At 42.6% G+C, this 22,569-nt stretch carries 19 protein-coding genes, 2 tRNA genes and 1 rRNA gene; 3 read left to right on the forward strand and 19 right to left on the reverse strand.

Going from position 1 to position 22,569, the window contains the following annotated elements; translation table 11 throughout:
- Window positions 1-548 precede the first annotated feature (548 nt).
- From VP98_RS17075 to groES, 9 genes are all read right to left on the reverse strand, one after another.
- Window positions 549-3,248 carry an S-layer homology domain-containing protein gene (locus tag VP98_RS17075; protein ID WP_046176596.1) on the reverse strand — a complete coding sequence of 900 codons (2,700 nt, stop codon included), beginning with the start codon at window positions 3,246-3,248 and terminating at the stop codon, window positions 549-551.
- Window positions 3,249-3,860: 612 nt separating this feature from the next.
- A complete protein-coding gene (locus VP98_RS17080) occupies window positions 3,861-4,967 on the reverse strand; it encodes a glycosyltransferase family 2 protein (protein ID WP_046176597.1) in 1,107 nt (368 codons plus the stop codon).
- A 49-nt stretch (window positions 4,968-5,016) separates the two neighbouring features.
- Window positions 5,017-6,546, reverse strand: a complete 1,530-nt coding sequence (locus VP98_RS17085) for a phytoene desaturase family protein (protein ID WP_046176598.1) — start codon at window positions 6,544-6,546, stop codon at window positions 5,017-5,019.
- 112 nt (window positions 6,547-6,658) lie between these two features.
- Window positions 6,659-7,990 carry an aldehyde dehydrogenase family protein gene (locus VP98_RS17090; protein WP_231584211.1) on the reverse strand — a complete coding sequence of 444 codons (1,332 nt, stop codon included), beginning with the start codon at window positions 7,988-7,990 and terminating at the stop codon, window positions 6,659-6,661.
- A gap of 52 nt (window positions 7,991-8,042) precedes the next feature.
- Window positions 8,043-9,551 carry a phytoene desaturase family protein gene (locus tag VP98_RS17095; protein WP_046176600.1) on the reverse strand — a complete coding sequence of 503 codons (1,509 nt, stop codon included), beginning with the start codon at window positions 9,549-9,551 and terminating at the stop codon, window positions 8,043-8,045.
- Window positions 9,541-10,437, reverse strand: coding sequence for a phytoene/squalene synthase family protein (locus VP98_RS17100; protein WP_231584209.1), 897 nt, complete (start codon window positions 10,435-10,437; stop codon window positions 9,541-9,543). Before VP98_RS17100 ends, VP98_RS17095 begins: the two co-directional genes overlap by 11 nt.
- A 199-nt stretch (window positions 10,438-10,636) precedes the next feature.
- Window positions 10,637-11,524 carry an alpha/beta hydrolase gene (locus VP98_RS17105; RefSeq protein WP_052712283.1) on the reverse strand — a complete coding sequence of 296 codons (888 nt, stop codon included), beginning with the start codon at window positions 11,522-11,524 and terminating at the stop codon, window positions 10,637-10,639.
- Window positions 11,525-12,212: 688 nt separating this feature from the next.
- Window positions 12,213-13,844 (reverse strand): chaperonin GroEL, encoded by a 1,632-nt coding sequence (groL, locus tag VP98_RS17110; protein ID WP_046176602.1) that lies wholly within the window; start codon window positions 13,842-13,844, stop codon window positions 12,213-12,215.
- Between the two features lie 77 nt (window positions 13,845-13,921).
- Window positions 13,922-14,206: a co-chaperone GroES gene (groES, locus tag VP98_RS17115; protein WP_046176603.1), complete on the reverse strand. Its 285-nt coding sequence runs from the start codon at window positions 14,204-14,206 to the stop codon at window positions 13,922-13,924.
- 258 nt (window positions 14,207-14,464) lie between these two features.
- On the opposite strand from groES, the gene VP98_RS17120 reads away from it, so the two are divergent.
- Complete coding sequence (locus VP98_RS17120; protein WP_046176604.1) at window positions 14,465-15,211, forward strand: CPBP family intramembrane glutamic endopeptidase; 747 nt, start codon at window positions 14,465-14,467, stop codon at window positions 15,209-15,211.
- A 12-nt stretch (window positions 15,212-15,223) separates the two neighbouring features.
- Window positions 15,224-15,418 (forward strand): YdiK family protein, encoded by a 195-nt coding sequence (locus VP98_RS17125; RefSeq protein ID WP_046176605.1) that lies wholly within the window; start codon window positions 15,224-15,226, stop codon window positions 15,416-15,418.
- Between the two features lie 12 nt (window positions 15,419-15,430).
- Here the strand turns inward: VP98_RS17125 and tatC are convergent, their stop codons facing one another.
- From tatC to VP98_RS17140, 3 genes are read right to left on the reverse strand one after another with little or no spacing between them, the layout of a single operon-like run.
- Complete coding sequence (tatC, locus tag VP98_RS17130; protein WP_046176606.1) at window positions 15,431-16,189, reverse strand: twin-arginine translocase subunit TatC; 759 nt, start codon at window positions 16,187-16,189, stop codon at window positions 15,431-15,433.
- 18 nt (window positions 16,190-16,207) lie between these two features.
- A complete protein-coding gene (locus tag VP98_RS17135) occupies window positions 16,208-16,387 on the reverse strand; it encodes a twin-arginine translocase TatA/TatE family subunit (protein WP_046176607.1) in 180 nt (59 codons plus the stop codon).
- Window positions 16,388-16,442: 55 nt separating this feature from the next.
- Window positions 16,443-17,096 carry a redox-sensing transcriptional repressor Rex gene (locus tag VP98_RS17140; protein WP_046176613.1) on the reverse strand — a complete coding sequence of 218 codons (654 nt, stop codon included), beginning with the start codon at window positions 17,094-17,096 and terminating at the stop codon, window positions 16,443-16,445.
- Window positions 17,097-17,245: 149 nt separating this feature from the next.
- Here VP98_RS17140 and VP98_RS17145 point away from each other — a divergent pair, with 149 nt between their 5' ends.
- A complete protein-coding gene (locus VP98_RS17145) occupies window positions 17,246-19,168 on the forward strand; it encodes an ABC-F family ATP-binding cassette domain-containing protein (protein WP_046176608.1) in 1,923 nt (640 codons plus the stop codon).
- Window positions 19,169-19,335: 167 nt separating this feature from the next.
- Here the strand turns inward: VP98_RS17145 and tsaD are convergent, their stop codons facing one another.
- From tsaD to rrf, 7 genes are all read right to left on the reverse strand, one after another.
- The gene (gene tsaD / locus VP98_RS17150) at window positions 19,336-20,355 is read right to left on the reverse strand and encodes a tRNA (adenosine(37)-N6)-threonylcarbamoyltransferase complex transferase subunit TsaD (protein ID WP_046176609.1); all 1,020 of its coding nucleotides are present in this window, start codon (window positions 20,353-20,355) and stop codon (window positions 19,336-19,338) included.
- Window positions 20,355-20,801 (reverse strand): ribosomal protein S18-alanine N-acetyltransferase, encoded by a 447-nt coding sequence (gene rimI, locus VP98_RS17155; RefSeq protein WP_231584210.1) that lies wholly within the window; start codon window positions 20,799-20,801, stop codon window positions 20,355-20,357. Before rimI ends, tsaD begins: the two co-directional genes overlap by 1 nt.
- Window positions 20,794-21,501 carry a tRNA (adenosine(37)-N6)-threonylcarbamoyltransferase complex dimerization subunit type 1 TsaB gene (gene tsaB / locus VP98_RS17160; RefSeq protein WP_046176610.1) on the reverse strand — a complete coding sequence of 236 codons (708 nt, stop codon included), beginning with the start codon at window positions 21,499-21,501 and terminating at the stop codon, window positions 20,794-20,796. The genes rimI and tsaB overlap by 8 nt, the downstream gene beginning before the upstream one ends.
- The gene (tsaE, locus tag VP98_RS17165) at window positions 21,482-21,964 is read right to left on the reverse strand and encodes a tRNA (adenosine(37)-N6)-threonylcarbamoyltransferase complex ATPase subunit type 1 TsaE (protein ID WP_046176611.1); all 483 of its coding nucleotides are present in this window, start codon (window positions 21,962-21,964) and stop codon (window positions 21,482-21,484) included. Before tsaE ends, tsaB begins: the two co-directional genes overlap by 20 nt.
- Before the next feature lie 104 nt (window positions 21,965-22,068).
- A tRNA-Asp gene (locus tag VP98_RS17170) sits at window positions 22,069-22,145 on the reverse strand.
- Window positions 22,146-22,150: 5 nt separating this feature from the next.
- A tRNA-Met gene (locus VP98_RS17175) sits at window positions 22,151-22,224 on the reverse strand.
- 34 nt (window positions 22,225-22,258) lie between these two features.
- Window positions 22,259-22,374, reverse strand: a 5S ribosomal RNA gene (rrf, locus tag VP98_RS17180).
- Between the last annotated feature and the right edge of the window lie 195 nt (window positions 22,375-22,569).

The raw sequence follows: 22,569 nt of genomic DNA on the forward strand, positions 1-22,569 counted from the left end.
AGTCTAGTTTATCGTTTACACATATCACCTTTTAATAAGGGATTCAATTCGATTTCACCATTTTGTTGCGTTTATATAAATCGTCATTTATTAAAGATATGTGAAACACTTCTTAGATAGATTCGTGCAGATGAATATTATAAAAATAAGGATTTTACAAATAAAATACGGAAATACAAAGTTTTTTACTTATACCAAATATCGGTAGAATATTTTATCTTAATTGACCATCGCGTGATCTCCCCTGATAAGGGTTATCACTTTCCTCCCGTGTAACTGCTTGTATTTACTGTACGGAAGTTGTGCAGGATTGGACTTTGTTTCGGATCGCAAATCCTGAATCTGCCTTGTATACAGTTCTGTTCGTCAGTTCAGGATTTTGCGTCCGCCTTTCTTCAGATTCTAACCCACGATAGACATCCATTCGCTAACAGTTTCTCCTGCCGGTTTTGTAATAGACTTTCATCACCTGGTTATAACCCATGCCGGGCACACGAAAAAAACTGCCGACAATAGTCGGCAGCTTAGATATTTTGAATGGTCAATTGCTATTTTTTTGCTTTGATACTTGCAATAATACTATTATCTTTATATTTGACAGTTACCTTGTAACCACTAGCAGTTACACTATCGAATTTACCTTTCATCTTGTCGGCAGTCATTAAAGTGATGTCTTTAGCTTTTCCTATTTCATAATTTGAAAGATTTAAATTCAAGTTCCCGCCATCAAGGTATACCAGTCCATCAACGTTTACTTGACTGTTATCATCATCCATTGCAATATCCAAGTTTCCAGCTTCTATTGTGAAATTTCCATTTAGATTTAAAGGTCCATCTGCATTAACTAAAACTGTTCCATTTTCTAAATAAAGATCGCCTTTACCAAAAGCAGCCGTAGAAGCAGCTTCCAGCGTTCCTCCTTTTAGCAATGTGCCTCCTGTATAACTATTATTTCCTGTCAATGTAAGCATTCCTGTTCCTTTCTTGGTAAGCATACCACTGCCAGTAATATCATTTCTCCACCAATCATGGGCATTAAATCTTCCTTTTGAAGCATCCATATCAACTGTTACATTGTTTAAAAACGCACCATATCCATCAGCTGCTGTTACCAAATCAATTCTTCCCCAGCCATTTGACTCATCTATTACAGGGTAGCCTGATTCAATTTCTGTGGTATATAATACTTCTCTGCGTTGTTGATCTGTTAAATAAGGCTGGCGAGTTTCCAGTAAAACTTCTGCCCCTTTAGGTACTACAGGGTCTAAACCTTTTGTTCCTGTTTGAGGTAATCCGTAAGTAAGTTTTTCCCGATAGAAAGCTTTATTCGCTTCATGGTCTTCCCATTTCTCTTCATCGTACGCACTTTCAAATTTATAATCCTCTGTTACCGTATGTGCATATTCGTACAAGCTCATTCTTTTTGATTGGGCTAATTCACCGAATACCTCTCCAGCATTTTCATAAGCCTTATCCAATACCTCTTTGTTCTCTGCAAGATTGTATGCAAATGCAGTCATTGCTGTAGATTGTATTCTTGCACCTATTACATCAAGCGGAGAGTGCATTCCGGCTACTATTCTATTTTCTCCCATTTGAGCTGCTCTTGTTAAAAATTCAGCATATCTTTCCGGTGTTGCATATGCAAATCCGAATGTTGACAAATACGCAGCACTTGTATGCCCACTTGGAAACGCTCCATCTTTTCCTCTTCCGTCTTCCGCTTTTCTTCTTACATAATCTAATGCAGGAATTACTTCCACATTGGTTTCATATTGCTGGAAATGTTTTTCTCCTGTTTCTTTTTTACCGCCTGAAGGCAATTCTTCTACTGCACTTTCACCACTGCCGATTGTTTCCCAAACAGGTAAACCGTTCTGGTCAACAACTTCTTTCACTTCTCCCTTGGAATTCATTCTGTACGGTCTTGGAGAAGAGAAAAAATACTTAGAAGGGTTTGACGAAGAAGGATTTCTAAATCTGATTAAATGAACTAAGTCCATCGCATCTGAAAGCTCAGATTCCTTCCATTGCCCCATTCCCTGGCTTTCGTCTTCGGCAGTTGCTTCTTCCAGTACCTTATTCATGTCCTCTGGTGATCTTACAATACTTGTTACCGGGTTAACTATATCTGCGTAGGTATTAGCTAAAGGCCCATACGCATCCAGCATACTATATATCTTATCTCTTTGATCGTCGTAATAAGCTGCTAACGCCTCTTCATCTGTTCTGTTTTTCGTAACATCTTCTACATATTTTATATTCGCTTCCCAAGTCTCTGTATCTCTGATTTCTTCGTTTGCGTACGTTTTCTTATCAGCTATTACTTTTGTTTCATCATTTTTATATCCATCAAAATAAACGGAAGGTCCGTCCCCATATTCCGCCGTCTCACCATTTGCACCAGGTTTAGTTAACGCTGTTCCGTCTCCCCAATCTGGTTGATTCAATGACCAGACTTGATCAAAACCATCTAAAATTTTAATAAAAGGATTGGTCGCAGCTATATTCTTTAAGGCAGAATCACTAGCATTTCCGCCATTATCCACTGCCGGTAAAGGCTGCTCAGCTTCAGGAGCATCGGTACTTACTTCTTGAGCAGTCCCCTGTGGTTTTGAAGGCTTTGAAAGCTTTTCTTTTTTCAAAGCATTATTTAATATAACTACTGCTTCTGCACGCGTAATGTTTTGAAGAGGCTTAAAGCTTCCATCTGGATAGCCAACCATAATATTTTGAGCTAAAACAGCCCCTACAAATCCTTTGCTCCAGGCCGGCATAGAGGATGAATCTTTAAACGTATCTGCAGCTTTTACATCCTTATTCAACTTATTAATGATTGAGATCATTTTTGCGGCTTCTTGACGTGTGATGGTTTCTTGCGGCTTAAATGTATTGTCCGAATAACCCTGCAGATAGCCCGCTTCAATCGCTCTTGCCACTTCTATGTAATACCATGAGTCTACAGAGACATCTTTAAAACTGATTTCAGTTTCAGCTGTATATCCAAAAGCTCTGTTAACGAGCGCAGTAAAAGAAGCTCTGGTAATGAATTTATCCGGTTTAAAAGAACCGTCAGAGTATCCTTTAATTAAGCCAGCATCAATCCAAGTTTGAATTTCATTTTGCGCAAAACTTCCCTCGATATCAGAAAACTGGCTGGCGGCCTGAACAGGAAGCGTAGAACATCCCATCGTTAGCACTGCAAGTGTTGTGACCGAGTTCATTAATTTTCTTTTCATAAACTTCATACCTTTTACATCTCCCCGTTTCTACTGCGAATTTTAAATGATTTCTTTTTCAACCACTTTACTTTCTCCTTTAAATTTCATTCAATCTCTTAGCGAAAATTCAAGAAGGTGAATACTGATTAACAATACAAATTCCAGTATAAGAAGGTTATATTATATACATATATTGAATCTGTAAAAATCACGTAAATTTTTGCAGCACACTACGAATTATTTCTTTACTATTTCTAACTCCATGATTAGTCCAGTAACCAGCAAATCCACCAGGCAATGCTTTGTGATTTTGAATCGTAACCTTGATTGTATTTCTAAACTTTTAACCCCAATAAAATCCTGGTATGCAAATTTAAGCAACAAAAAAGACTACCTCCTGTTTTTAGGAAGTAGTCTATACTCTTTAAAAATTGATTTACTTGACCAGTTCTTATTTCAGGTGAAAAGCAGCCGTAACAGCTTTCCAAAATGAGATGGTGGATGATATATTTAACGCTTTAAAGCTTCATCATGCCGCCCATCACGTCCTCTAAAAATTAAAGAATGGCTTTAAATCAACGTTTTCTGATTATCACCCTGTGCAAAATCGACGATCATTCACACAAGAATCAAGAATATTCATACCTTAATTTTACGACCTTTCCAATTTACAGAATGGAAAATATTCACCCTGATGAAGGAATACAGATAGATTCCTACGAAAAACAAAAACAATATCGGATAAAAAGGGAAAACCGCCCATCTGAAATTACCGACCCTGCTGGCAAACCATGCCGTTTGAATCACATACAGGATATACAATATCCCACTGAGCATGATTGCGGCAGGATTCCATTCAGTAATAGAAGAGATCAATGCTCCCGCAGCAATGAAACTGCCGGAAATCCAGAAGATAACCATCAGGATGATAACTGGATGAGTTGATTTGGATCCGACGGCAAAACTTTTGCACCAGCCCTCGATAAGGCTTTCTACGCCTTCCGGGTACATGCGCAAAGACATAATACCTTTGCCGCCCAGGCAGCGAACGGGGAGATTATGTTCAAGAAATGCCTCTCCCAGTGCCAGATCATCCATGATGGCTCCCTCGATTCTTTTATGACCTCCAGACAAAAAGTAATCGTCTCGATTACATAGAATGCATGGACCGAACGAACCGGCAGTTTTAAACCGTAATCCCCAAATCGTAAAAAGATTCATCCCCACCACGACGATGATGTTAAATATAACAGAGAGATGTTCATAAAAGCGCTCAACAGTATGAAAGGGCTGTAATGCTACAATGCCCCTGGCTCCCTTGCCCTGATAGAAATACAGCAGATTTCTCAGCCCATCCACACTGGTGAATCTCGTATCTGCGTCTATGAATAATAACCAGCTCCCCTTGGCCTGCTTAGCACCCTGCCAGCAGGCTGATGACTTCCCTGCCCCTGCATTCTGCAGAACCTTTGCACCGTAGCTTTCCGCAACAGCCGCAGTATTGTCAGATGAATCGTCATCAACAACCAGAATTTCAAATTGTCTGAAACGCTGCTCCTGCAATGATTGCAATAACGGTGAGATCCTGCCTTCTTCATTCCTGGCAGGAATAATGATGGACAGAAACGGAATACCGGCCGTATGCCTGGAGGAGAAACCGGGAACCGGCAAGGACCAGAACATGATGATGCCAGTTACAACTGCCAGAAACCCAATAGCGAGATTAATTACTTCTGAAACTGCCATAAAACCTGCCTCCTTCCTCTGCGTGCCGCCACACAGCTTTTATAAGTCTTTATTTTGCTGAATAATCATACAGGTTGCCTGTATCGTCCTGTATCAGTTCCTGTGCGGTGATCCTGGCGGAAAGCAGCACGATCGGGACACCGGCGCCGGGATGTGTGCTGCTGCCGGTAAAGTACAGATTTTCACAAGTACTGGCCTTGCTTTGTGGACGATAGTGGTTGCTTTGTTTCAGGATTGGCTGCAAACCAAACGCAGCACCATTATACGCATTGAATTTCGACTTAAAATCCAATGGTGTGGTATGCGTTTCGGTGACAATCTCGTTTTCAATGTTTTCAAAGCCCCGGATTTTCTTTAATTCATTTAAAATGTAACTGCGATAATAAGAAATAGTTTCCTCGTCCCATTTATAGTTTGCTGTAGCTATATCCGATACGGGCATCAGGATATACAATCCATCCTTTCCCTCAGGCGCCAGGGAAGAATCCATTTTGGAAGCGATGTATACATAAAAGGAGGCATTCGTCAGTTTCTTCCCGTCAAAAATATCCTTAAGATTCTGATCAAGGTTTTCATTGAAAATAAAATTATGTACATGGTCAATTTCTTCATATTTTCGGTCCATACCGAGATATAACAAAAAACATGAACAAGAGTATTTCATGCTGTCGATTTTCTTATCGGTATATTTTCCTTTGGCAGGCTTGTCTTTTACTAAGTGCTTCATCGCATATGGGAAGTCTGCATTACAAACTACATAATCTGAAGAAATTTTCTGTCCATCCACGAAAATTCCTTCCGCTTTGCGATTTTGAATGGCTATCTCCTGTACATCCTTTCCATAATAAATCGTCCCTCCAAGTTCCTTGAAGAGCCTTTCCATTGCTAAAGCCATCGTATACATACCGCCCTTAATAAACCATACTCCATATAGAAATTGAATCATAGGAATCATGGTATAAAAAGAAGGACTTTTCAGAGGAGAAATACCTATGTATAACGTTTGAAAACTAATCAGCTGTTTCAGCCGTTCATTCTTAATATATTTACCGATAAACTTATCCGCAGTGTCGTAAGGTTTCAGTTTCAATACTTTCTTCAGCATCGGGAGGTTATAAAAATCAGCCCTTTTGCGGAAAGGCCTTTGAAGAACGTGATGCTTTGCAATTACAAATCGTTTGTAAATTTCATGCATATATTGAAAAAAGCCTGCCGTGTCCTCTTCGCTGATTGATTCGATCGTCTTTGTCAACTTGGTAAGGTCAGAGGAAATATCAAAAGGCTGGTCGGGAATATCACTAAAATAAGCCCGATAAATCGGGTCCAATTTTTCCATTGGAATGTAATCATCCGGGTTGCGGCCGCATAGTTCAAATAGTTCCCGATATAATTCCGGCATCATCACGATGCTTGGCCCCAAATCAAATGTGTACCCTCCATCCAGTTCAATACGATTCATTTTGCCTCCGGGTGTTAAACCTTTTTCGTATATTTCCACCTGATAGCCCGCATACTGCAGCCTTATGGCACTGGCAAGCCCTGCTACACCCCCTCCAACGACAATGACCTTCTTACTCATGTAAATCCCCTCATTTCCAAATAATATTTGCTTCATCTTTTAACAAGTCCTGAAGTAATAGCAGTCATACGCCCCCGCTTGCAGCGTTGAACAACTGTGCTCAATAATTCTATTACAGCAGCCACTTTCTTAACTTTTTCAATGCTTTCATGTTTCGGTCGGAATACGGCGGGAATTTACCTTGAAAACGCAGGTAATAATACGTTTGGTAATCTGTTTTTTCATAACTAAAAGCTAGAAAACCAGCTTTTCCGTGATAAGCACCGTATCCGCTTCTTCCAACCCCTCCAAACGCGATATGGGGGCTCGCGGCATGATGTATCACTTGATTGACACTAATGGTTGCTGAACGCATATATTCGCTGAACAGTTGAATTTGATTCTTATTTTTACTGAATATATACCCCGTAAGTGTATCGCGCTGAAGCCTGCCACTGGATAATAACGTTTTTAAGTCTGTATAGGGAATGACAGGAAGGACCGGACCGAAAATTTCTTCCTGCAGAATTGGACTTCCCGGCTTGATATCTGTTAACACGGTTGGGGCGATGAACCGGTCGAATCGATCATACGCACCTCCATGCCGGACATTGCCCTGCCCGATAAACTCAACCATCTTTTGAAAATGTGCATCGGTACAGATCCTGCCATAATCCCCGCTTGCCTGGGGTTTCTCTCCGTAGAAAGCGGAAACCGAAGCGGAAATCTCATCCAGCGTTTTTTCATAAATAGAATGAGGGACAAAAAGGGTATCCGGTGCAATACAGGTTTGTCCAGCATTAAGGAATTTACCCCAGACGATTTCTCTAACGGCTGCTTTTGAAAAGCCTGTTTCATCAATGATACACGGGTTTTTCCCGCCGAGTTCCAGTATCACCGGTGTAAGCTGCTTAGCTGCCTGATCTGCCACAGCTTTCCCAGTCTGTCCGCTGCCTGTAAAAAAAATCAGGTCAAAAGGGGCAGAAGTCAACAGGCTGGCGGTTTGTGCATCTCCTGTCACAACATGTAATTGTTCGGGAGGAAATGCTTGATTGATGATTTCTTTTAGCAGTTCAGCCGTTGCCGGTGCATGCTCAGATGGTTTGATCACACAGCAGTTTCCGCCGGCAATTGCACTAATAGCAGGCATCAGGGTAAGCTGGACTGGATAATTCCACGAACCGATGATGAGTACGCTCCCATATGGGCGCCTCTTTTTTTTGAGCGCTTCCACATATCCCAATTTAAGGTGCCGAGACCATACAGGCCGGTTCCATTTTGCTATATGTTTGCATACATAATCAATTTCATTCAATAGAACGGCAATCTCAGATGAAAAGGATTCGAATGCCGGTTTTCCCAAATCTGAATAAAGGGCCTTGATAAATGCCTCTTCGCGCTCCAAAAAAATAGTTTTCAGCTTTAAAAGCTGCTTTTTACGCCCTTCAATTGAAGGGCTTCCCATGGACAATAGTTCTTCCCTCTGCCTTTCCGGTAATGTCTTCAGAAAATGACTTTCATTGTCCGGCATGGGAAAAATCCCTCTGAACTATTTTCTCGCTTACAAGCTGGCCGCTTAAGGTGACCATAGGCATTCCGCCTCCTGGGTTTACGGTTCCACCCACAAAATATAGATTGTTATAGCGCTCACTCTGTTTCGGATGCTTGAATCCTTTATTTTTCTTGCGGTCTGACACTGTTCCATAAATTGCGCCCCGGTCAGAGCCATACATCCGCCTGATATCTTCCGGTGTCCATACATCTTTTGTAACGATATTAGCCCGCAAATCGTGCAAACCCATTTTCTCTAATTTGATCAGGGTCCGCTCAGCAAATTGTTCATATTCTTGCTGGGTGAAAGGTTTCTGATCTTGAATATAAGGAATATGAGGCAGTACTTTTATATTTTCATGTCCTGCAGGAGCTTGCGACGGATCTGTTTTATTGACGTTGACTAAATAAATAACCGGATCATTCGGCAGTTCATGATGATGGAAGATGGATTGCATTTGCTGCTTCATATTTTCTGCGAAAAAGAAATTGTGATGTCGAAGCTGCGGATAGCTCTTTTTCACGCCCAAATGCATGACGAGACCGGAGCTGGCCGGTTCGAATTTCTTCTTTAATTTGTTCACAAAATGGCTGTCTTCCTCCAGTAATCGTTCGTAAACCGGTATGACTTCCATATTAGAAACATAATAATCTGCTGTTAGCTTTGTTCCGTCTTCCAAAACGGCTCCTGTGATTTCACCGTTCTTTTTTTCAAGCTTGACGATCTTTTTACCGAAGTGGAAGTGAACTCCCACTTCATCAGCCAGCTTTACCAAACCGTCCGCTAGTTTATTCAAACCACCGGGTACATACCATACACCCTGGTCATGCTGCATGTAAATCATCATGTTCAAAACGGCCGGTGCATCATAAGGGGACGAACCTACATACTTGATAAAATAAGAAAGCATATCGCGGAACTGTTCATTACTTATCCGTTTATCAATGGCTCCATGAACGGTAGAAAACAGATCAAAGTTCTTTAAAGCAGTGAACAGGCCCGTATGTTTCATGATTTCTCTCGTCTTATCAACGCCATGCTTAAAATAGGTTTTATCCGTCATATCATAAAGTCTTTTTGAATAGTGAAGCAAATCCTGATACTCACGCATATCCTTTTCACTCAGAGACTGGTTCTTCTCTTGCATTTCCTTCAAATCTTCATACAAGTCTATGATATTTCCATCAGGGAAAAAGGAGCGCCATTGATGATCCAGCTTTTCAATTGGGACGTAGTCCTTCATGGATTTTCCACTGGCAGAAAACAAATTTTCAAAGATTTGGGGCATCGTAAGGATGGATGGGCCCAAATCAAAACCGAAGCCATCTTGATCCAACCGGTTCAGCTTCCCTCCAATGTGATCGTTTTTTTCATATAATGAAACATCGTATCCTGCCTGTGCCAGTGAAATCGCAGCCGACAGTCCTCCGAGTCCGCCTCCGATAACCAGTACGTTTTTATTTTTAGTTTTCACCTGTTATTGCCTCCCCTTCCCGCAGATCAAAAATTCTGTTTACTGCAGTATTGATTTGGACCATTTTATCTTTTGTCACATAGTTCCGTTTCGTTAGACATTGGTAGCCATTTTTCCGTACAGCATCAAGTATGTCTCTGTATATATGAGCAGACAGATAGACGGGTAATCGGCTATCAGCATCCAGCAGCTCTATGTTTACTAAAAACCCTTCATATAATGATTCGGCACGTGCAGCAAGTTTTTCCCATAAATTGATGAAGTTATCATTAATCAAGCTTTTGTGTAAATCATTCTGTGAATAATGAAAATGACTCAATTCCTCTACGGGCAGATAGATGCGATTTTTCTCGTGGTAATCTTCACCAATATCACGCAGAATATTCGTAATTTGCATGGCTACGCCAAGATCAGTTACGGCTAAACGCAAACCCGCTGAAGATTTCGAAGCAATGATCGGCAAAAGCATTAAACCGACAGACCCCGCTACATAGTAACTGTATCGTTCCAATTCTTTCATTGTGTTCGGGGTTGTAAAAGCTAAATCCATGGATTGCCCAGTCAGCTGGTCATAAAAGAGGCCGATATCCATGTCATATGTATTAAATACATGTCGGAGTGCGCGCCATAGTGGTTTATCCACTTCAGCTCCATCATTGAACAAATCTAGTTCTTTCTTTAATTTTCTTAGCAGCCTAGTCTTTTCTTCAAACGAATGTTTTCCATCTGCACATTCATCTGCAGTTCTGCAAAAAGCATAGATCGCATAAACGGCATTTGCTTTTTCATCAGGAAGTTGTGAAAATGCATAGTAAAAGCTTTTGGAGTGTTTTTTTATTATTGTTTCACAATACTTAAAATCCGCTTGCCTTTTCTCTGTTTCCATATGCATATCCATCTCCTTTTAGATCTATTTCCGTATAACGGAAAGATCATAAATCGTCGATTGGCTTTTTATTCCTTTTTTTACTACTGCTCTAAGTCGGCATACATCCTTAAATTATTCTATATGCTAGTTCCTTCCTAAAACAAATTTGAGTATTCTGCAAAACCAATGTTAGAAAGGAGGAACACCGAAGGAAGCTTCAATTTCCATGGGATTCGGCCGCTTCTCTAATTTTCCATGCGACAAGTTTCCAAGCCTCCTCTGCTCTTTCTCTTGGACCCAGATGGGTAAAAGCATGTTTACAGTCTCCAAATATCTTCTCTTGAACCTTTACCCCAGATGCTTTTAATCTCTCAGCATAATATTCTGCTTCCGGCCTGAATGCGTCATACTCCGCTATGAGAATAAGGGCAGAAGCCAATCGGTCACTCACCACAGCACGAACAGGGGAAGCGAGAGGATGCTCCGCTTGTCCTTTGTCAGGTACGTAGCACATGTTTAAAAAATTTGCTACTTGAGGATAGCGGGCACGCCACTTATCCGGTTCCGGTTTATCTGCATGCGGGGTGGCAAAATCCAGCATCGGGCATGTCAGCACTTGGAGCAGTGGCTGGTTTTCCTCTTTCTCTTTCAGGTAGAGACAGAGAGCTGCTGCTATATTTGCCCCTGAACTCTGTCCGCCAACCATAATTTTTTCCGCATCAATATTCAAATCGTCGGCGTTTCTCTTTATCCATTGAAAAATTTCATATCCCTGTTCAATCGGCTTGGGAAAAGGGTACTCTGGTGCTTTCGCATAATCAACATTAACAACTACACATTCTGCCTGATTGGCCAGGTAGCAGCAATAAGGATCATCCATCTCCTTTTCATGCATGATAAATGCTCCACCATGAAAATTAATATAAACAGGGAACTTTTTCTGTCTTGCTTCCAGGGGATAGTACAAGGAAATGTTAGCAGGTTTTACAGATGTCTCAACTTCCACATCTTTTTTCATTTTCACTGGCTGAAGGGGAATCATAGGTGTCTTTTTTGCTTGATTAGGCAGGAGACGAAGTAATTTTGCAATCATAACAGTGAACATTAGTATAACCTCACTTTTTTACCATTTTAACCTAAATAAAACGCATTTATACTCCAACAATCCCTGCTGTCAGGACAAAAACAAGCATTAGGATTTTCATAATATATCAACTATGTGCTACATATTTTGCAATTTTGTTGTTCGTCCATAAAGCCCTCGATTTCATGTCCATTTATAAATTGCTGCTGTATCGGTTTCTTCTATTTTCATTGGACCTCCATACCTTCTTAATTAGTTTAATCTTGTTCAACAAACCTTACCCGTTAGCATAATAACTTCCACAAAAAAAGGGCTTATCCTTCTTCCAGATAAGCACCAGTTAGTTGAAGTACATTTATTCACAAATTTTCCTTTTTACATTAGACTTATTACAAAAATTTCGCTCCTATGGCAGCTTAAAAAATATTTTAACGGTTTGCCCATTCTTTACTATTTCTGAAATTCTGCATGGTAGATACAAGCATCCCAAAGTAAAGACTATTTTTCAATATTGCGAAGGGGGCAATATTTCTTTAAAAGAATTTTTTAATATATCCTATTTTAAAACCGAGTTATTACAATGTTGCTTAGTAGTGCATTGAAAATTTCATTCAAATACTAGCTGTTATGCGTTTTTTAAAATATAGAGAAAATAAAAAAGCGTCAAACCCTGATAAATCAGGGTTTGACGCTTTTTCGGGGGATGATATTACATCATGCCGCCCATACCGCCCATGCCGCCCATATCTGGCATTCCGCCGCCGGCATTTTCTTCTGGCTTATCTGCTACAACTGCTTCTGTTGTCAGGAACAGAGCGGCAACAGATGCTGCGTTTTGAAGAGCGTAGCGTGTTACTTTTGTTGGGTCAACGATGCCTGTATCGATCATGTTCACCCATTCGCCTGTTGCTGCGTTGAAGCCGATGCCGACTTCTTCACGTTTCAAGCGGTCAATGATAACGGATCCTTCAAGACCTGCATTGTGCGCAATTTGGCGAACTGGCTCTTCTAGTGCACGCAGAACGATTTTCACGCCTGTTGCTACGTCGCCTTCGCCTTCCACTTCAGCTACTTTATTATAGACGTTCACAAGCGCTGTACCACCACCGGATACGATGCCTTCTTCAACCGCTGCACGTGTTGCGTTCAGGGCATCTTCAATGCGAAGTTTGCGCTCTTTAAGTTCTGTTTCTGTTGCAGCGCCGACTTTGATTACAGCTACACCGCCTGCAAGCTTTGCAAGACGCTCCTGCAGCTTTTCACGGTCGAATTCAGAAGTTGTTTCTTCCAATTGAGCACGGATCTGGCTCACGCGGCCGCCGATGTTTTGAGAATCGCCAGCGCCTTCCACGATTGTTGTGTTTTCTTTTGTTACTACAACTTTTGAAGCACGGCCAAGCTGTGTGATATCCGCAGATTTCAAGTCAAGGCCAAGCTCTTCTGTGATTACTTCGCCGCCTGTCAGGATCGCGATATCTTCAAGCATTGCTTTACGGCGGTCACCAAAACCAGGTGCTTTAACTGCAACGGCATTGAATGTGCCGCGAAGTTTGTTTACAACAAGAGTGGCCAGTGCTTCGCCTTCTACATCCTCAGAGATCAATAGAAGCGGCTTGCTTTGCTGAACGACCTGCTCAAGCACTGGAAGGATTTCCTGGATGCTTGTGATCTTTTTATCTGTTATCAGAATGTATGGATTTTCAAGAACTGCTTCCATTTTATCAGAATCAGTGATCATATATGGTGATGCATATCCGCGGTCAAACTGCATACCTTCTACTACATCAAGCTCTGTAGTGAAGCCTTTTGATTCTTCAATTGTGATAACGCCGTCGTTGCCAACGCGCTCCATTGCTTCAGCGATCAATTGGCCGACTTCTTCGTCAGCAGATGAAATTGCCGCAACCTGTGCGATTGACTCTTTGCCTTCGATTTGTTTAGAAATGTTTTTCAGCTCTGTAACAGCAGCTGCAACTGCTTTGTCCATACCTTTACGGATTCCGACAGGGTTTGCGCCTGCTGTTACGTTTTTAAGGCCTTCACGAATCATCGCCTGCGCCAGAACAGTCGCAGTTGTTGTACCGTCACCGGCTACGTCATTTGTTTTGCTTGCTACTTCTGCAACAAGCTTTGCGCCCATATTTTCAAAGGCATCTTCAAGCTCGATTTCTTTTGCGATTGTCACACCGTCATTTGTAATAAGCGGAGAACCGAATTTTTTCTCCAACACGACGTTGCGTCCTTTTGGTCCAAGCGTAACTTTTACGGCATCCGCCAATTGATCAACACCGGCAAGCATTGCGCGGCGTGCGTCTTCGCTGAATTTAATATCTTTAGCCATTTAAAAGTGCCTCCTTCAAAGAATTAGTTGTTTTTATTATCGTTCGTTTAATTGTGTAATAAATGTTTCGCAGCAAATCAGCCAATAATAGCCAAAATGTCATTTTCGCGGAGCAATAAGTATTCTGTACCTTCATACTTCACTTCTGTTCCTGCGTATTTTGAGAAGATGATGCGATCGCCTTCAGCAACTTCCAATGCTACACGCTCACCGCTTTCAAGCACACGTCCTGTACCCACTGCCACGACTTTGCCTTCCTGCGGCTTTTCTTTTGCCGAATCTGGAAGTACAATTCCGCTGGCTGTTTTTTCTTCCGATTCTACCAGTTCAATTACTACGCGGTCACCTAGTGGTTTTAACAAGTGAAACCCTCCTCAAAAATGGTTAAATATATTTTTATTAGCACTCTACTCCAATGAGTGCTAACACAATTATTATAATAATGAAACCGTCTCATATTTGCAAGCGGGAAGTAAAAAAAATTTTCAGACTGCTTATTTGAAGCCGCTTCTGTTCAATAGTACAATAAGGAGTAAAGAATGAACACGCCAAAGCCCGTTCTTAGCGGGTCTTAAATCTACCGCAAATCGCGGTGTCTATTTATGTAAAGGAGTTTTTTTGTGAGAAAAGAATACGGGTTTATCTTAATCACGTATATTTTAATGCAAATGTCTGCTTATATTGGCCAGCCGCTTCTTTATCAGCTTGGCTTAATGGCAGGAGTAGACCGCGAGCGTTTAATAGTGCTTGTCCCAGGCTATTGGACAGTAATTGCTTTTGCACTGGCGACTGCGGTTGTACTGCTTATTTTATGGCGTTCGACCTACCGGAACTCGATTGAGCGGCAGACGCCTGTTTCACCCTCAATTGCAGCGGCTTGGTCAGTAGCCGGTATTTTTATGGCGTTTTTCGCCCAATTTGCAGCGTCCTTGATTGAACAATATCTTTTAGGGATTGAAGCCGGTTCTGATAATACGAAAAGCATTATTGAGCTTGTTGAAGGTCTGCCGCTTGTTATTCTGGCGGTAGCGGTATTAGGGCCATTTTTAGAAGAAATCGTCTTCCGAAAAATTATTTTCGGCTCGCTTTACAATCGGATGCCATTTTTCTTTGCTGCGCTGATCAGCTCACTTATTTTTTCTGTAGCGCATAGAGAACTCGAGCACACGATATTATATGCGGCGATGGGTTTTACATTCGCATTTCTTTACGTAAAGACGAAAAGAATTATCGTGCCGATTGTAGCGCACGTTTCGATGAATACGTTTGTCGTGCTTATGCAGTATGTACTTGCTGATGAGATTGAGGAAATGATTCAAAAAGCGGAAGAAATGGAACAAATGTCGCAATGGATCTGGTGGTTTTAAGGAGGAAAAAATGTGCAGTCATACTTAACGAGAGGAATCTTTTTTCTCATTCTGGGTTTCTTTTTCGTATTTCTTGCGATTCAAGATGTAAATCAAAATGCGTTTGGCTTTTTTACTTATTTGCTCATTTTGCTGGCAACCATGGATATCGGCACTGGCCTTCGCCTTATGTTTACGCATTTTAAATTTAAAAAAAGCCAAAAATAAAATCCGTCCACCTTACTGGACGGATTTTTCTTCTGCTGAAAGACGGGCTTCTGCCTGCTGCGCTTTTTTAAAGCCGATCCTGGAAACAAAGATACTTACTTCATATAAAACAAACAGCGGCACGCTGACCATCATATGCGAGATAATGTCGGGCGGCGTGATAAGAGCCGCAATCACAAGCAAAACAAAGTAAGCGTAACGCCGAATTTGTCCTAAAAACTGCGGAGTGACAATACCTAGACGTGTTAAAAAAAGAGTAACGACCGGCAGCTGAAACAAAAAGCCGAATGGAATGGTCGTTTGAAACAAAAACTGAAAATACTCATTGATGCCAATAACCTGCTCAATATTTAAATCGCCGGACAGCTTTATCATAAAATGTATGATATAAGGAAACAAAATAAAATAAGAAAACGCCAGCCCGCCAAGAAATAAGAAAACGGACACCGGGATGTAGCTCAATGTTACCCGCCGTTCTTTTTCATGAAGTCCTGGACTAACGAATGCCCACAGCTGGTACAAAATGACCGGTGAAGTGAACACAACCCCTATCACAAACGCCATTTGAAAATAAATCTTGAGGGGGTCGGTAACACGAAAGGCATTCATCGTCAAAGCAGCCGCTTCATCGGCATGCTGCAGATACTGAATGATTGGCTTTGCTAAAAACAGTCCGCCAATCACCGTAATAAAAAAGAAAACGACGACGATCATCAGCCGCTTTCTCAGTTCTTCTAAATGTTCATATATCGTCATGTCCTGCTGGCTCATTTGTCAATCATCCTAACATTACTTGGACTCTTTTTTGTCCTCTGTCCGATCCTCATCATCATCGGCTAACCCTTTTGTAGAGTTTTTAAACTCGCGCAATGTATCGCCGGCTGCCCGTCCAAGTTCCGGAAGCTTTTTCGGTCCGAAAATTAAAAGCGCCGCTGCCCCGATAACAACCATGCTGCCAACACCTATCATTGGCAAACACCTCCCTTTTCCTAATCATAACTGATTTAACTGTGCAATACTATGATCATTTTTCAACAGATTCATCGGGATAATTCTTAAGGAAATAAACAAGCGACTGGAGTTCAATCGCCAGATCAATATGATGTACACGAATTTCGGGCGGTACATTAAGCCTCGCCGGTGTAAAGTTTAAAATCCCTTTAATGTCGGCTCCTACCAGCCGGTCTGTAATTGTTTGGGCTGCTGACTGCGGGATTGTTAGGATAGCGACAGGCACTTCCAGATCGGCAAGTATTTTTTCCAAATCATCCATATGGTGAATGGGCACGTCCCCAATCTGGGTGCCGACCTTGCTTTCTTCTACATCGAACGCAACCAGGATTTTCGTATTGTTATTTTTTAAAAAGTTATAATTTAAAAAAGCCGTCCCTAAATTCCCTACTCCGATAAGCGCGACATTGGTTACTTCATCCTGATCCAGCGTCTTGCGGAAAAAAGAAAGCAAATAGCTGACATTATAGCCATAGCCTTTTTTGCCGAGCGCGCCAAAATATGAAAAATCCCGACGGATTGTTGCAGAATCTACTTTTACCGCTTCGCTCAGCTCCGCAGACGACACCCGCTGTTTTCCAGAGGAGTGCAGATTCTGGATAAACCGATAATATAAAGGCAGGCGCTTCGCCGTTGCCTGGGGTATTTTCATCGAATCATTATTCATTTTTTTCCCTCCAACTTGATACCGCTTCCACATTTCTTTTCTCTCTTTAATACAATCATAAATCTTTGTAGCGTTTTTCACAAGAACTCCTTCTTTTTTCATTGCCGGAAGCGCCATCCTCAAGTAAAGTGGAAAGTGAGGTGAAAAGAATGATTTTACTGCAAGTACAGCAGCTTTCGAAATATTTCGGAGCCGAGCTGATTTTATCGAATATTAAGCTAGAAGTGCAAACGGGTGACCGGATTGCCCTTGTCGGCCGCAATGGTGCCGGCAAATCGACACTTTTAAAAATAATTGCCGGACAGCTTTCTCATGAAGAAGGTTCAATTATGAAGCCAAAAGATGTAACGATCGGTTATCTTGCACAGGATACCGGCCTTGAATCGAATTTATCCATTTGGGATGAAATGAACAGCGTGTTTGACGGCCTGCGGGCTATGGAACAAAAACTAAGAAATCTTGAAGCGGAAATGGCGGAGCCTGATGTATACAACGATCCGGTTCGTTATGAACAAGTGATGACCGCCTATGATCAGCTGCAGAACGAGTTTAAAGAAGCAGGCGGCTACCAATACGAAGCAGAACTGCGCTCCGTGCTGCATGGCTTTCGTTTTCATGATTATGATTATAGCACGCTGATTTCGACACTAAGCGGCGGCCAAAAAACACGCCTTGCCCTCGCCAGACTGCTGCTTACAAAGCCAGACATCTTAATTCTCGATGAACCGACCAACCACCTTGACATTGAAACGCTGGCCTGGCTTGAAAATTATTTGCAGGGGTATTCCGGCGCTATCTTAATTGTTTCTCATGACCGCTACTTCCTTGATAAAACGGTCAATCAGGTTTATGAGGTGTCCCGCCATAAAATGCGTAAATTCGCAGGCAATTACAGCAAATACCTGATTCAAAAAGCCGAGCAGTTTGAACGGGAAATGAAGCAATATGAAAAGCAGCAAGAGGAAGCCGCAAAGCTTGAAGACTTTATTCAGCGCAATATTGCCCGCGCTTCCACAACCAAAAGAGCTCAAAGCCGGCGTAAACAGCTGGACCGGATGGAAATGATGGCCCGCCCGGACGGCGCTGAAAAACCGCCCAGTATGCTGTTTGATATAAACAGGCAGAGTGGGAATGAAGTGCTCAGCGTTGACCACATATCAATTGGATATTCAGGCAAAGAAATTGGCACAAACCTGTTCTTTTCTATTTCAAGAGGTGACAGCATTGCGCTTGTGGGGCCAAATGGAGCCGGCAAATCCACATTATTAAAATCGATTACCGGCGCTCTGCCATTAATCAATGGTCATGTTGGATACGGGGCCGGCGTCGAAATCGGCTACTATGATCAGGAGCAGTCCCATTTGAATCGTGCCAAAACAGTGCTTGCGGAGCTATGGGACGACTATCCAGGCGTGCCTGAAAAAGATATTCGCTCGATCCTCGGAACCTTTCTTTTTTCTGGAGATGACGTATTAAAACCAGTTGCGGCTTTAAGCGGCGGTGAAAAAGCACGGCTTGCGCTGGCGAAGCTGGCTATGCAGAAAGCAAATTTCCTTATTCTCGATGAGCCGACGAACCATCTGGACCTCGACAGCAAAGAAGTGCTTGAAAATGCTTTGATTGATTATCCCGGCACCCTGCTGTTTGTTTCACATGACCGCTATTTTATTAATCGAATTGCCACAAAAGTGTTTGAACTGACCCAGGAAGGGGTAACAGTTTATCTAGGAGATTACGATTACTATGTAGAAAAAAAGACCGAACAGCAGGAGCTGGCTGCTCTTGAAGCGGTTCAAACAAATATAGCTGCAGTGAAGCCGGCAGCGGCCGACTCGTATAAGTCGGATAAAGAGCAGCGCAAAAAAGAGAGGCAAAAAGCGCGCCGCATTGAAGAAATTGAAGCAGAAATTACAAAGCAGGAAGAGAAAATAACAGAAGCAGAAGAGCTTCTCTGTCTGCCGGAAATATATGAGGATCATGAACAATCGCTGAAACTGCAACAGCAGTTAGACGAAGCAAATCAGAAAATCGAGCAGCTAATGGAAGAATGGGAAGAGCTGCAATCGAATTAAAGGAAAAGCTATCCACAGCTTTTCCTTTTTTTATCCACAAAAGTTCCATGAATTTTCTGCCATTTGCAAGGGTTTCCACAGGTTTATTCACATTACCCACAATATGTGGATCATTTTATCCCCATTACTCATAAAAAAAGGACATTCTGGATAGAATGTCCTTTTTTTTAAAACGCTTCAATATCTAAACCAGGGTGGCCATTCATCTCCATCCCGTCTCGTTTTCCCTGCTCAAATAAAATCGTTCCCGCCGCTGCAATCATTGCTGCATTGTCTGTACAGAGAGACAATGGCGGAATAATCAGCTGAACCTCTTTTACGCTGCTAAATGCAGTTTCAAGCGAGGCGCGCAGTCCTTTATTAGCCGCTACGCCCCCGGAAAGCAGGACTTGTTTTACGTTATATTCTTTTGCGGCCCGCACGGTTTTTTCGGTTAATACTTCCACCACACTTGCCTGAAAGCTTGCGGCCAGATTTTCCGGCACAATCACTTCTCCCCGCTGCTCCGCATTATGAACTGTGTTGATAACAGCTGATTTTAAACCACTGAAGCTAAAATCATATGAACCTTCCTCTAAGCGAACGCGCGGCAGTGCATATGCATCCTGGCCCTTCGCAGCCAGCCGGTCAATATGAGGACCGCCCGGGTAGGGCAGATTCAATGTCCGCGCCACTTTGTCGTAAGCTTCTCCAGCCGCATCATCCCGTGTTTCTCCAATTACTTTAAATGAGCCATGCTTCTCCATGTAAACAAGTTCTGTATGGCCTCCGGATACGACCAAAGACAGAAGCGGAAATTTCATTTCCTCCAAGAGACGGTTGGCATAAATGTGGCCGGCAATATGATGAACCCCGATCAGCGGAAGATTATGAGCAAAAGCAATGGCTTTCGCAGCGTTAACCCCAATAAGAAGCGCACCGACTAATCCAGGTCCTTTTGTTACCGCAATCGCATCCATATCCTTGAACGTCAAACCAGCCTGCTCCAGGGCTTCATTCAGCACTGTAATAATTTGCTCTACATGGTGGCGGGAAGCAATTTCGGGCACCACACCGCCAAACCGTTTATGGCTTTCAATTTGGGAAGACACGACACTCGCTATAATCTCAATTCCATTTTTCACAATGGCTGCGGCTGTTTCGTCACAGCTTGTTTCAATTCCAAAAATATACGTATCTTTTTTCATTATAAATTCACCCACATTACTAAAGCATCTTCCTGATTATCGGTATAATACTGCTTCCGGATTCCACCCGGCTGCAAACCGAATTTTTTATACAGCTTCATGGCTGAAAGATTGCTGACCCTTACTTCCAGCGACAAAACAGAGCCTCCATATTCCCTTGCTTTATTCATTACAAAGCCGAACAATTCGCTGCCGCAGCCCTTCCCTCTAAAATCAGGCAGTATCGCAATATTTGTTATCTGTACTTGATCATAAACGACCCACATACCGCAATAGCCAATCAGCCGGCCATCGTGTTCTGCTGCATAGTAATGAGCGTACTGGTTGATTGCAATCTCACGCTCAAATGCTTCCCTGGGCCATGGGATCGTAAAGCTGGCCAGTTCCACCTCGAGCACAGCTGGAATGTCTTCAATGACCATTGGCCGAATATGGAGTTTACTCACGGCCAGCCGCCTTCTTTTCATTCGCTTCAATCCATTTTGCTTCTGCTTCAGCCAGGCGTGCATAATTAGGAACCACTTCTGCCGGATCAGTTTCTAATTTCTTTCCGAGAGCCAGAAGCGCTGCCGGCCGGGCATATGGAACTGCTGCTCCAGCAAATACGGCTGCATCTCCCATCTCTTCCATAATTGCTTTTTCATGCATGTGGCTGTCCTGCCCGACAAAAAGAACCGTTTCTTCTTGCTGAAGAAGCTGCTTGCACCAGGCTGTTGCTAATATGTTCTGATCCGCTATAACCGTTTGAACTGTTCCATTTACTAAACGGTACAGACCTGTGAACACCTGGCCGCGCCGCGCATCGAATATCGGGCAGACAAGCCCCCCAGTAACCGGGGCAGAAGCAGCCAGCGCCGCAAGGCTGGAAACAGCAGCAACAGGGATGTTGAGCGTCCATCCCAATGTTTTCGCAATGGTCACACCGATGCGGACGCCTGTATAAGAACCAGGGCCATTAGCGACAACAATTTTTTCTAAATCTGCCGGCCCGAGGTCCACTTCCTTCATAAGAGATTCGATCGCCGGCATAACCCGGACTGAATGGTTTTTTTTCACATTTGTTACCTGCTCAGCCAGCAAAATCTCTCCATCTGCCAGGCCAATAGACAATGCATAAGTAGATGTATCAATTGCTAATGTTTTCAATCATCTTCACCTTCTCTAGAACGCGATCATATCGGTCCCCGTTTACTGTTAACTGCAGTTTACGCTGCCTTTCCTTACCTGTGTGAAAAAGGTTTATCTGTATAAATTGATCTGGAAGCTGCTCCTCAATTAAATGAGCCCATTCCACAACTGTAATGCCCTTACCAAAAAAGTATTCATCAAAGCCTAGGTCTTCGTCCGATTCCTCTCCCAGCCGGTAAACATCCATATGGTAAAACGGATAAATCCCTTCATATTCTTTTACAATAGTAAAGGTTGGGCTTGTAACGTTTTTTTTCACCTCAAGTGCTCTGGCCAGATGCTGAGTAAAAGTTGTCTTTCCGGCACCTAAATCGCCTTCCAGCAGGATCACATCCCCTGGAAAAAGAACAGAAGCGAGAGATTCCGCAAAACGGTTTAGTTCCTGTAGATTGTGAATGGTCCATGTATAAGAAGATGTCATCAGTCTGCCTTCTTTCCTCGAAAAAAAACCTTAGGATAATGTTGATCCTAAGGTTTCTGGTTGTATTGTTATTATATCGAATAATGGCATAATTTAAAAATAAATGGCGGTCCGGACGGGACTCGAACCCGCGACCTCCTGCGTGACAGGCAGGCATTCTAACCAACTGAACTACCGGACCAGCGATTGCGGGGGCAGGATTTGAACCTGCGACCTTCGGGTTATGAGCCCGACGAGCTACCGAGCTGCTCCACCCCGCGACGATAAGAAAGTATGCAATTATGATGAATCACAGCCAGGCGGCGTCCTGCTCTCACAGGGGGAAACCCCCAACTACCATCGGCGCTGAAGAGCTTAACGGCCGTGTTCGGGATGGGAACGGGTGTGACCTCTTCGCTATTGCCACCTGACTATGAAGTTTGAAAGAAATGTTCTTTCAAAACTGGATAGAAGCGTCATTGTATGGGCATAAAGCCTTTTCGATATAGCCATGTGTGTCCAGCTCCAGTCGGCCTGAACGGCCGACTTGTGCATTTCAGTTGATTAAGTCCTCGATCGATTAGTATTCGTCAGCTCCATGCGTCGCCGCACTTCCACCTCGAACC

This window comes from Domibacillus indicus, assembly GCF_000970685.1.
Classification (GTDB): domain Bacteria; phylum Bacillota; class Bacilli; order Bacillales; family Domibacillaceae; genus Domibacillus; species Domibacillus indicus.